At 60.3% G+C, this 10,126-nt stretch carries 9 protein-coding genes; 2 read left to right on the top strand and 7 right to left on the bottom strand.

All coding sequences use genetic code 11. The features are described 5' to 3' along the window. On the bottom strand, positions 1–1,182 hold a 1,182-nt coding region (locus tag Q0J60_RS10145; protein ID WP_294441208.1), incomplete at its 3' end, for a 5'-3' exonuclease H3TH domain-containing protein. A 311-nt stretch (positions 1,183–1,493) separates the two neighbouring features. On the opposite strand from Q0J60_RS10145, the gene Q0J60_RS10140 reads away from it, so the two are divergent. Together Q0J60_RS10140 and Q0J60_RS10135 are read left to right on the top strand one after the other, a co-directional pair. Next, positions 1,494–2,762, top strand: coding sequence for a helix-turn-helix transcriptional regulator (locus Q0J60_RS10140; RefSeq protein ID WP_294441206.1), 1,269 nt, complete (start codon positions 1,494–1,496; stop codon positions 2,760–2,762). A 160-nt stretch (positions 2,763–2,922) separates the two neighbouring features. Then, positions 2,923–4,611, top strand: a complete 1,689-nt coding sequence (locus tag Q0J60_RS10135) for an FAD-binding protein (protein WP_294441204.1) — start codon at positions 2,923–2,925, stop codon at positions 4,609–4,611. A gap of 244 nt (positions 4,612–4,855) precedes the next feature. Here the strand turns inward: Q0J60_RS10135 and Q0J60_RS10130 are convergent, their stop codons facing one another. The 6 genes from Q0J60_RS10130 to Q0J60_RS10105 form a co-directional block, all read right to left on the bottom strand. Continuing rightward, the gene (locus tag Q0J60_RS10130; RefSeq protein ID WP_294441203.1) at positions 4,856–5,713 is read right to left on the bottom strand and encodes a MetQ/NlpA family ABC transporter substrate-binding protein; all 858 of its coding nucleotides are present in this window, start codon (positions 5,711–5,713) and stop codon (positions 4,856–4,858) included. A 293-nt stretch (positions 5,714–6,006) separates the two neighbouring features. Next, positions 6,007–6,684: a methionine ABC transporter permease gene (locus Q0J60_RS10125; protein WP_273121486.1), complete on the bottom strand. Its 678-nt coding sequence runs from the start codon at positions 6,682–6,684 to the stop codon at positions 6,007–6,009. Next, entirely contained in the window at positions 6,684–7,601 is a 918-nt protein-coding gene (locus tag Q0J60_RS10120; RefSeq protein ID WP_294441201.1) for a methionine ABC transporter ATP-binding protein, read from the bottom strand. Before Q0J60_RS10120 ends, Q0J60_RS10125 begins: the two co-directional genes overlap by 1 nt. 295 nt (positions 7,602–7,896) lie before the next feature. Continuing rightward, positions 7,897–8,862, bottom strand: coding sequence for a zinc ribbon domain-containing protein (locus Q0J60_RS10115; protein ID WP_294441199.1), 966 nt, complete (start codon positions 8,860–8,862; stop codon positions 7,897–7,899). A 2-nt stretch (positions 8,863–8,864) separates the two neighbouring features. Next, a complete protein-coding gene (gene era, locus Q0J60_RS10110; RefSeq protein ID WP_294441196.1) occupies positions 8,865–9,779 on the bottom strand; it encodes a GTPase Era in 915 nt (304 codons plus the stop codon). A 68-nt stretch (positions 9,780–9,847) separates the two neighbouring features. Next, a partial coding sequence (locus Q0J60_RS10105; protein ID WP_294441194.1) for a PhoH family protein occupies positions 9,848–10,126 on the bottom strand: 279 nt, incomplete at its 5' end.

The following is a 10,126-nucleotide window of genomic DNA, read 5'->3' as shown; positions in this document are numbered from 1 at the left end:
AGAGCCGTCGGCGGGATACACCTCCTGCAGCGCATGCTTCACGTCCAGCGCGCAGAAACGCCCCTCGCGCACGATGCGAGAAAACGCCTTGGTCGCATCCTCCCCCGCAAACAGCAGCACCTCGTCGTTCGCGCCCACGAAGAGCTTATGGGGCTCGGCGAACAGGCTTTCCTGCGCCTCCACCAAAAACTCCACGCCCAAAATCCAGTTTTTGGCAACCGCCTCGTCCAAAACGGCCCACGCCTCGTCGCCCACCTTGGGGTCAAGCGAGGGAAGCTCAAGCTTGGACGGCGCCGCCAATTCGGGGGAAGCGCCCGCAAGCGAGAGCACCTTGGCCAGATGCGCGTTGAAGCGCACCGTATGGAAGGCCTCGGCCACCTTGGCCTCGTCGAAATCGGGGAACTTCGCCCCTTCCAAATCGAGCGGGAAATCCAGGTCGCGCACGATGGTCGCCACCTCGCGGCTCAAATACGCCGCGTCCTTGTTCTCTTGGAGATTCTGTAGCTGCTTGCCCTTGAGCTTGTCCAGGTTCTCGTAGATGCCGTCAATGCTGCCATAGTTTTGCAGGAGCTTGGCCGCGCTTTTGTCACCAATGCCCGGCACGCCGGGAATGTTGTCAGACGAATCGCCCTTGAGGCCCAAGAAGTCCACGAACTGCGCCGGCGTGACGCCGTAGCGCTCCTCCACCTCGGCGGGGCCGTAGATGGTCACGTCGGTGATGCCGCGCTTGGTGGTTACCACGTGCGTAAGATCGGTCACCAGCTGGTAGGCGTCCTTGTCGCCCGTGACCAGAAGGGTTTGATATCCCAGCTCTTCGTCGCGCGCCGAGATGGTGCCCAAAATGTCGTCGCCTTCCCAACCCTTAACCTTCACCACAGGCACGTTCATCGCATCGAGCAGGCTTTCGATCACGGGAAATTGCACGCGCAGCGCATCGTCCATGGGCGGGCGCTGGGCCTTGTACTGGGTGAGCGCCTTCATGCGAAATTCCGGGCGCCCCGCGTCGAACGCGCAGATCACCGCATCGGGGCGGGCATCCTCGTAGAACTTGAGGAACATGGATATGAAGCCGAACACCGCGTTGGTGGGCATGCCGTCGGGCGCGTTCATGGTGGGGGGCACCGCATGGTAGGCGCGGTGCATCAGCGAATTTCCGTCAATTACGGCGATTTTCTTTGGCATGAGGCTGGCTTTCTCGTTGCTGAATGAGATGTACCCGCCAAGTATAGCAAGGCGCACCCGCCCCGCGCGCGCCGGACCCCTCTCCCCCGCGAAAACCCCGCGAATCCAAGACGCGGGCGCGGAGCGTTCCAGTCATCATGCCGGCTTGTTCTGCTAATCTTAGCACGACACGGTGGAAAGAACTGAGAGCGAACCCCATCATGAAACAGCTACGTCTAACGAATCGTTCAGCGCAGTCTTTGAAACGCTCCGCCCTCCTTGCGGCGAGCATTTCCTTGCTCGACATTTCGAACTCGGCGCTCATAGGCGCGATGGGAAATCCCGTCGCTCTGGCTCATGGCTTTCACGCCTCAACGCTTTCCGTCCTGATTGCCGCCTGCGCTTCCATCGTCTTCATTGCCATCGGCAACCGTCTCGATTCGCTCAGAAAGCACCCCTCGTTCTTCTATTGCTCGGTGCTGATTTCGGTATGCGGACTATTCGCCTTGTTTTCCGAAGAGCCTTCCTCCCTCGTCATCGCTTCGTTCGTCGCGTTTTCGATAGGCAATGTCTTGCTGCAGATCATCTGGCTTGAATTGCTCCTGGAGGTCTCCTCGTACGAACTCGCCCTCACCACCGTCATGGCATCTGCGCTGTCCGCCATAGGGACGTTGGTCGTCAATATGCTCAATCAGGAAAGCTATATATGCGTCCTCTCGCTCTTCGTATCGCTGCTCTGCCTCAAATACATGGACAGCGCCCTGCCGATGCCGCGAGGCAACATTGCCTCCGAGAAACCCTCACTCGACAAGCGGACCCTGTTCGCCACGCTGGTGGGTCTGTGCTTCGTCGGCCTCGTCTCCGGCACGATTCAGAGCATCACCGTGGCAGAAATCAATTCCGGACCGATGTATTCGCCCCTGTCTTCGGTGGTAGTGTTCGTGCTTCTCGCCATCCTGCTTCTGCCCGCCAACGACCTGAACATTCTCACCGCGATCAAGGTCATCTCTTCTTTCGCAATCGTCGCTCTAATCGTGCTGCTGCTTTCTCTTGAGTATGCGTATGTTTCGTATCTCCTTTCGAGCGTCGCCTATGGACTGCTGACGGATCTCACCTATTACGCCGCCGCCCTCATCGCCCGCTCCAAATTCAAGCCGTTGCGAGTTTTCGGCATCGCCGGAGCGGTACTGTATTCCAGCGCCATCCTGCTTGCGCTTTTTTCAGGATTGAATCTCAAATTCGAAAACACATACTTCATCGCAGCCCTCACGCTGGTATTCGCCGTCGCGTCCATTTGGCTCATATCAGATCGCGGCATAGACCTGCTGCTAAACCCCGATAGGCGCGCGACCCCGGGCGACGCCCCTTCAAAGTTGGACTTCAACACCAAAGCGACCATAGTGGCGGAGAAGCACGGTCTGACACCGCGTGAAACGGAGGTGCTTCTTTTGGCATCCTCCGGACGAAGCTGCCCCTTTATCGCCGAGAAACTGGTCATAAGCGAGAACACCGTTAAGACCTACCTCCAAAAGGTCTATGCGAAATGCCATGTCCATTCGCGCCAGGAGCTCATTTCGCTCGTCGAGACGACAGAGCGATAGGGCGCTTATAACGCCTGATAAAATCCTTCATACGTTTCGCATGAGATACGCTTCGACGAAAAAACACTGCGATTCGTAGCTATCGCGCGCCCTTCCATCCTGCCAATCTCTTATCAGTCCGGCATACCGCCGGATTTGAAGAGGCAAGGAGGAGAAAGGCATGATGCAATCGACTCGAAACCAGGGGAATCCTATTTCTCGAAGGAACTTCCTCGGTATTACGGCAGCGGGAGCGGCGCTTGTAGGAAGCGGCCTTGTGGGATGCGCCCCCACCACCGCCTCGACTTCCCAAGAATCCGACACCGAATCTGAAGAAGTCCAAATCACCGACGATCAGATCTCGAATACGACGGATTGCGATGTGGTCGTGGTCGGACTGGGCGTGGCGGGCGTAGCGGCATTCCGCGCCGCGGCCGAGGCGGGAGCGAATGTCGTTGCCGTCGAAAAGTGCAGCAACGCTAACTGCCGGTCGAGCATGTTCGCCGCTTTCAACTGCGATCTCGCCAGGAAGCTCGGCGTCGAAGACATTGACTACACCGAGATCGGCAACGAGCTCATGATTCAGATGGCCCACCGTGGCGATTATCGCGTGATCAATAAATGGCTGTCGAAGTGCGGCGAGGCGTTCGAGTGGTACGTCGGAGCGTATGACAACCTGGTCCTGGTGGGGCCGGAGGACGATTTCCCCGAAGACCCCAACCAGATTTACCTCTATGCGGATTCCGCAACGGCCGCGGCGCCCTATCGTCCGGGGATCGACCACGAGCATCTCTTTAATGGATGCTGCTGCGTCGGAGGCGGAGACGAAACCCACAGGCCGATTCTCGAAGCAAACATTCAAAAGGCGCTCGATACGGGGAACGCGACGGCTGTGTACGACTCTCCGGCAGTTCAGCTCGACGTTCAGGACGGACGAGTCACCGGCGTGATTTGTCACAACCTCAAAGACGACACGTATTCTCGATACACGGCAAAGCTGGGCGTCATCCTCGCCTCCGGCGACTACAGCTTCAACGACGAGATGCTCCAGCAGTATGTGCCGTGGGTCTACGCCCACAAGGATCACTATCTGTTCTCCCATGAAGCTGTTGATATGAACGGCAACCATGCAAGCATGGGAGACGGGCAGCGCCTCGGCATCAGCGCCGGCGGCCACCTCGATATCGCGCCCCATGCCGTCATGGCCCACATTTTGACATTCGGCTCGGAGCAGTTCATCGAAATCAACGAGCATGGTCAGCGGTTCTGCAACGAAGACCTCAGCATGACCAACGTTGCGAAAATCATGTTGAATCAGCCCGGAAGCAAGATCTTCCAGATCGTCGATTCGCACGCAGAGGAGTATTACCCCGGACTGGAGATGACGCTGACCTTCATCCGCGGCGAGGACGGCGAGCATTTCTCCGCCGAAGCCGACACCCTCGAAGATCTCGCGGCGCAGCTTGGCTTTGAAGGCGAGTACGCCGAGGCGTTCGTCGATAGCATCAACCGATACAACGAGCTCTGCGAAAAGGGCCACGACGACGACTTCGGAAAGGCGAAGGAGAAGATGCATCCCATCGCCAATCCGCCGTTCCGCGCCATCACGTACGATACGCTCAAGCACACCTCCGTGCTCGACGTGAGCTGCATGCGACTTCTCGTCACCATGGGCGGCCTGGTGACAGACGACAACGCCCGAGTCCTCGACGACAACCTCGACCCCATCCAGGGATTGTTCGCCGTCGGCAACACGCAAGGCGGACGCTTTGTCGATGACTATCCGTTCTCGCTTTCGGGTGCAAGCCACGGCGCTGCCCTCACGTATGGATATCTGGCCGGAAAATATATCGTCGAAGAGCAGGGCTAATCGGTTTCTTGCCGAAGCTCCCCACCCCTCCTACTGCCCGGGAAACCGGGCAGTTTTTTTTCTTGGAGGCTTGTAGCGAACCTTCCGCGGGGACTCTATGCAACGCTGCTCACGCACCTCAGGCAGGCCAAAGCCGCCGACAAATCAAAACGGGCCCCCGGAATCATAATCCGGGGACCCCGCGCGCATCCGATCGCGAGAACGTTTTGATGTCCCGCAATCGGTGAGATTGTTCAGCTAGCTTTTAGCCCTTGATTTGCGCCAGGTCGGACACCTTGCCGCCGTAGAGCGCCATGGACTCGAAGTGAATCTGGGCGACGCCTACGAGCGTGGTACCGTTCTCCTCGTTGTAGTTGTCCAAATAGGGCTGGTGCTGGAAGTAGTTGGCATCCAGATCGCCTTCGGCAAGCGCGACATTGGGCTGCACGTAGTCGGAATACTCGACCACCTCGAGCGTCCAGCCGGCAGCCTCAAGCAGCGGCTTGGCGGCATTGAGGATCTCGGCGTGAGGAGTAGGCGACGCGCCCACGGTGATGGTGGTGTCATTGCCGGTCGCCTGGGGAACCTCAGAGGCGACCTCGAACAGCGGAACAACGGTGCCGCTGTAGGTTTCCTCGATGAACGACTGGACATCGGCGCTCTCGACAGCAGCCACCAGCGCCTGAATCTTGGGCGAATCCTGGTTGTCTTCGCGCGTGGCGATCACGTTGGGATACTCCTGCGCGGCCTCGGAATCAACGCCCTCGCTGGCAAGCGCGGTCGAAGGATCAAGACCCGCACCCAGCGCATAGTTGCCGTTGATCACCGCGAGATCGACGTCCTGCAGCATGCGCGGCACGCTGGCGGCCTCGGTCTCCACGATCTCGATGTTGTAGGGGTTGTCGGTGATGTCGTTCTTGGTGGCGGTGAGCCCGGCGCCGTCGGAAAGCGTGATCAGGCCCTGGTCCTGCAGAAGCAGCAGGGCGCGCGCCTCGTTGGTGGCATCGGAGGGCACGGCCACCTGGTAGCCGGACGATGCGCCGCCGCACGCGGTAAGCGCGACGGCAAGGCCGCACGTGGCCACCGCAGTGGCGGCGATGCGAGCAAGCTTGGTGAATTTCATGACAATACCTTTCTAGAAGCTGATGACGCACGACGCGATGCGCGTGCGATTCGGAGGGTGCGCCGCACTATAACGCAAGCGGACACGCCTTCTGTTAGGGATGAGTTAAGAATTCGCGCACACATGCCCAAACGGCACGCGAGCGGCGGTTGATGCCAAGCACCGCAGAAAACGCCGGTGACGGATGGCCAACGGCACGCGAGCAGCAGATAAATCTACGGCTCGCCCCGCGAAACCGAAAACCAACCCGGCAGCGCCTCAAAGCGGCCGAGAGACAAGTGCTTCAACCGTGCTTATTTGACGCGATGGTCGATCTTTCGGGCGATCAGATTCGCCACGCTCTGCGCAACCTGTACGATGACCACGCACAGCACGATAGCGACGATCATCACATCGTCCTGGTAGCGCTGGTAGCCGTAGCGAATGGCGATGTCGCCGATACCGCCCGCGCCCACCGTGCCGGCCATGGCCACGAAGCCGAACAGCGTGATGAACGTAATGGACGCGCCGCGGATGAGCGACGGCAGGCTCTCAACCAAAAACACCTTGGTGATAATCTGCCATGTACCGGCGCCGAAGCTCTGCGCCGCCTCCACCAGGCCGCCGTCGATCTCGGCCAGGCTCTGTTCGACCATGCGAGCCACGAAGGGAGCCGCCGCAACGGTAAGGGGCACGATAGCGCCTCCCACGCCCAGCGACGTACCCACGATGGCACGCGTGAACGGAATCATGAACACAATCAGGATGATGAACGGGATGGAGCGCCCGATGTTGACGAGCCAGCCCAGCACGCTGTTGAACACACGATGCGGATGAAGACCGCCGGGCGCGGTCAAGATGAGCAACACGCCCAGAGGGATGCCGATCACGTAGGCAAACAGTGTGGACAGCACCGTCATCACGATGGTGTCCCACGTGCCCTGCGCCATAAGCAGGCCGTACTGATCAATGAACGCGGTGATTGCCTCCATTATTTATCCCCTCCCTTAGCCTCGCGCACCGGGTCGAGGATAGCTGCGGTACCGGCAGGATTGCCGGCCTGGATGGAATCGGCGGCGTTGATGACACCTGCCGCGATAGCGGAAGCCGGCGTCTCGGGAACCCCCATGTACGGCTCATGCTGCGCTGCGACGTACTCATCGAGCAACAGCCCCTTGTCCGCCGCGATCAGGCGACGGGTAGCCTCGCTCTGAGGATTGCCAAACACCTCGGCGGTCGCGCCCTGCTCCACGATCACGCCCTCGTCAAGCACGGCAACCTTGTTGCACACCTGCTGGGCCACAGAAAGCGAGTGGGTGATTACCACCATGGTGACGCCGAGCTCGCGGTTGATGTCGCGCAGCAGATTGAGAATCGCGTGCGTGGTCATGGTGTCGAGCGCGCTCGTGGCCTCGTCGCACAGCATGATCTTGGGGTTGTTGGCCAGCGCGCGGGCGATAGCGACGCGCTGCTGCTGGCCGCCGGAGAGCTGGACCGGATAGCGGTCGCCCTTGTCCTCCAGGCCCACAAGCTTCAGAAGTTCGCGCGCGCGGGCCTCGGCCTCGCGCTTGTTGGCATGGCGCAGCTCCAGCGGGAACATCACGTTGCGCAGCACCGTGCGCTGCTGGAACAGGCTGAAGTTCTGGAAGATCATACCGATGGACTCGCGCAGCTTGGCAAGCTCCTTGCCGCGATACGCGGTGATGTCCTTGCCATCGATGAGCACGTGGCCTTCGGTGGGGCGCTCGAGCAGGTTGATGCAACGCACGAGCGTTGATTTGCCCGCACCCGACTGACCGATGATGCCGAACACATCGCCGGCTTCGATATGCAGGTCGATACCGCGCAGCGCCTGATGCGTGCCCGTACGACCGGAATAGGTTTTAGAAAGATGTTCGAGACGAATCATGAATGGTTTCCCTGTACATTACCGACATAGATAGATGCGGCATAGCGCCGCCCGGAAGCTCAAGCCTGAGCGTCGACGCACACGCCGACAGACCCAGGCTTGGGCATGTGCATCATCATGTTGAGCATGGTATGTACGAATTCGAAACTCATAGCGCTTTACTATAGTGGATTAAAGCGACCTGTCAAGCAGAATTCGACCGACGACGCCGCGGCGCGGCGTTTCGACGGCGCACGCCCCATGCCAGACCCAGCATGCCCGAAAAGGAGGGGCGCCCGAAAGCGCCCCGGATACGCTACGACTCCTTCTGCGGCTTAGCCGTAGGATACAGTTCGTCATAGCGCGTGAGATACTTGTTGGTGCCGCCCTCGTTGTTCTTGGACAGCTCTTCGAGAATCTCGTCCTTGTGCTGCGAAGGCACGTCGTACTTCACGTCGACAGCCCACGCGTCGGCAAGCGACTGCACGCGGCCGAGCTGGCAGCCATAGAGCTCAATGACCGCCGCAGCGTCATCCGCGTAGGGGGATGAGGCCTCGATGCGCAAATCCTCCAAAGCAGAAAGCTCTTCCTCGAGGTCAGCCAGCAAATCGTCGGCGCGCTTCTTGGCGGCGGTGCGATCGTCCATCGAACGCGCGAGGAACAGATTGTTGAAGTCGTTCACGCAATCGCCGATGCGCTCGTTGTAATCGGTCAAACGGCCATATGCCTCGTCGAGCGCCGCGAACGCCTCGTCGTCGGTGAGCTCTTCGCGCTCGGGTTCCTGCACGACGGCGCCCGAAGACGCCTCCTCGTCATTGCCCTCGTCGGAATTCTCCGCCGCATCCTGAGAAGGTTCCTGCGCATCTTGCTGCTCGTCCTGCGCCTGCATGACCTGGAGGGGCTCCTGATCCTGAGCGCCATCGTTCATCTGCATGACGGCAAGCGCTACCACCACGCCGATGAGCACGACGATAAGCGCGATGCATACGATGAGTGCCGTGCGCGTCTTTTTGGGGCTTCCCTCCAGCGTGAAACGCTTCTGGGCATTATCGGTGGGAAGCACCAGCGTGTCGGTGCCGGATGGATCTTGCTCGCGATCGAGCTTCGCGGTCTTGTCGGCGGGCAGCGCCTCGCCGCCCACGATGTCGAAACCGCGCATGGGGTCGACCGCATCGGCAGACCCGTCCACTTTCACGCTTTCCAACACGCGGGCGCCGCACTCGGGACAATACCGAGCGCCGGGCTCAAGCGGCTCGCCGCACCAGGAACAGAATTTGGCCATGGCTAGATGCCCTCCCCGTAGCCGAAGCGACGAATCTGGTTGAGGTCGCGACGCCAGTTCTTCTTGACCTTAACCTGCAGGTCAAGGAACACCTTGCAGCCAAGCAGCTGTTCGAGGTCGCTTCGCGCCTCGACACCCACCTGTTTGATGGCGCTGCCGCCCTTGCCGATGATGATGCCCTTCTGGCTATCGCGCTCCACGTACACCGTCGCATAGATGCGATACAGGTCGCGCTTGCGGTCGTATTCGATCTGTTCGGCGTCGACGCCGATGGAGTGGGGCACCTCGTCGCGGTAGCTGCGCAGGATCTTCTCGCGGATGAACTCGGCCACGATGACCTCGAAGGGCTGATCGGTGTCCATGTCGTCGGGGAACCACTTGGGGCCTTCCGGCAGCCAGCGGCCCACAGCGTCGACGAAGCCCTCCACGTTGAAGCCGGTCTCGGCGGAAAGCACGATCTCGTCGTCCCAGCGGCCGAGCACGCGCGCCGCCTCGAGCTGCTCCATGGCAGTTGCTCGGTCGACCAGATCGGCCTTGGAGATGACCAGGATCTTGCGGGCGCCGCGAACCGCGCGCACCTGGGCGGCCACCCATTCGTCGCCCGTGCCCACCGGCTTGCTCGCGTCGATGAGGAACGCGATCACGTCGACGTCCTCAAGCGCCTTGATGGCAGAGGTGTTGAGCTCCTCGCCCAAGGCGTCATGCGGCTTGTGCAGGCCCGGGGTGTCCACCATGATCATCTGCATGTCGTCGCGCGTGAGGATGGCGCGGAAGCGATGGCGCGTGGTCTGCGCCGTGTTGGACGTGATGGCAACCTTGTGCCCCACCACCGTGTTGATGAGCGTGGATTTGCCCGCATTGGGGCGGCCCACCAGCGTGACGAAGCCGCTCCTGAATTTCGTATTCTGATTGGACATGGGTGTCTCCGTTTCTATCATCGACGAACGCCCATCGCGTTCGCGCCTTGCATCTTCGATTGTCGAGCCTATGCGCGCTCGGCGGCCTTATCGTAAGCCTCCACGATGCGCGCGACAAGATTGTGCCGCACGACATCGCGCCCGGTCAACTCGCAAAACGCAATATCCTCCACATCCGCCAGAATCCGGCGCACGTGCTTGAGGCCGGAGGCGCCGCGCGGCAGGTCGATCTGCGTGGCGTCGCCCGTGACCACCATCTTGGAGTTGAAGCCCAGACGCGTGAGGAACATCTTCATCTGCTCGGGCGTGGTGTTTTGCGCCTCGTCCAAGATGATGAAGCTGTCGTT

The organism is uncultured Slackia sp. (genome assembly GCF_944321625.1).
Lineage (GTDB): Bacteria > Actinomycetota > Coriobacteriia > Coriobacteriales > Eggerthellaceae > Slackia.
The sequence above is the reverse complement of the archived record's forward strand: the minus strand, read 5'-3'. Positions and strand labels throughout refer to the sequence as shown.

Bases quoted from the DNA above. Each gene is read 5' to 3' on its own strand.
- Q0J60_RS10140 (WP_294441206.1), top strand. From the start codon at position 1,494: ATGGGAAATCCCGTCGCTCTGGCTCATGGCTTTCACGCCTCAACGCTT.
- Q0J60_RS10135 (WP_294441204.1), top strand. From the start codon at position 2,923: ATGATGCAATCGACTCGAAACCAGGGGAATCCTATTTCTCGAAGGAAC.
- Q0J60_RS10130 (WP_294441203.1), bottom strand. From the start codon at position 5,713: ATGAAATTCACCAAGCTTGCTCGCATCGCCGCCACTGCGGTGGCCACG.
- Q0J60_RS10125 (WP_273121486.1), bottom strand. From the start codon at position 6,684: ATGGAGGCAATCACCGCGTTCATTGATCAGTACGGCCTGCTTATGGCG.
- Q0J60_RS10120 (WP_294441201.1), bottom strand. From the start codon at position 7,601: ATGATTCGTCTCGAACATCTTTCTAAAACCTATTCCGGTCGTACGGGC.
- Q0J60_RS10115 (WP_294441199.1), bottom strand. From the start codon at position 8,862: ATGGCCAAATTCTGTTCCTGGTGCGGCGAGCCGCTTGAGCCCGGCGCT.
- era (WP_294441196.1), bottom strand. From the start codon at position 9,779: ATGTCCAATCAGAATACGAAATTCAGGAGCGGCTTCGTCACGCTGGTG.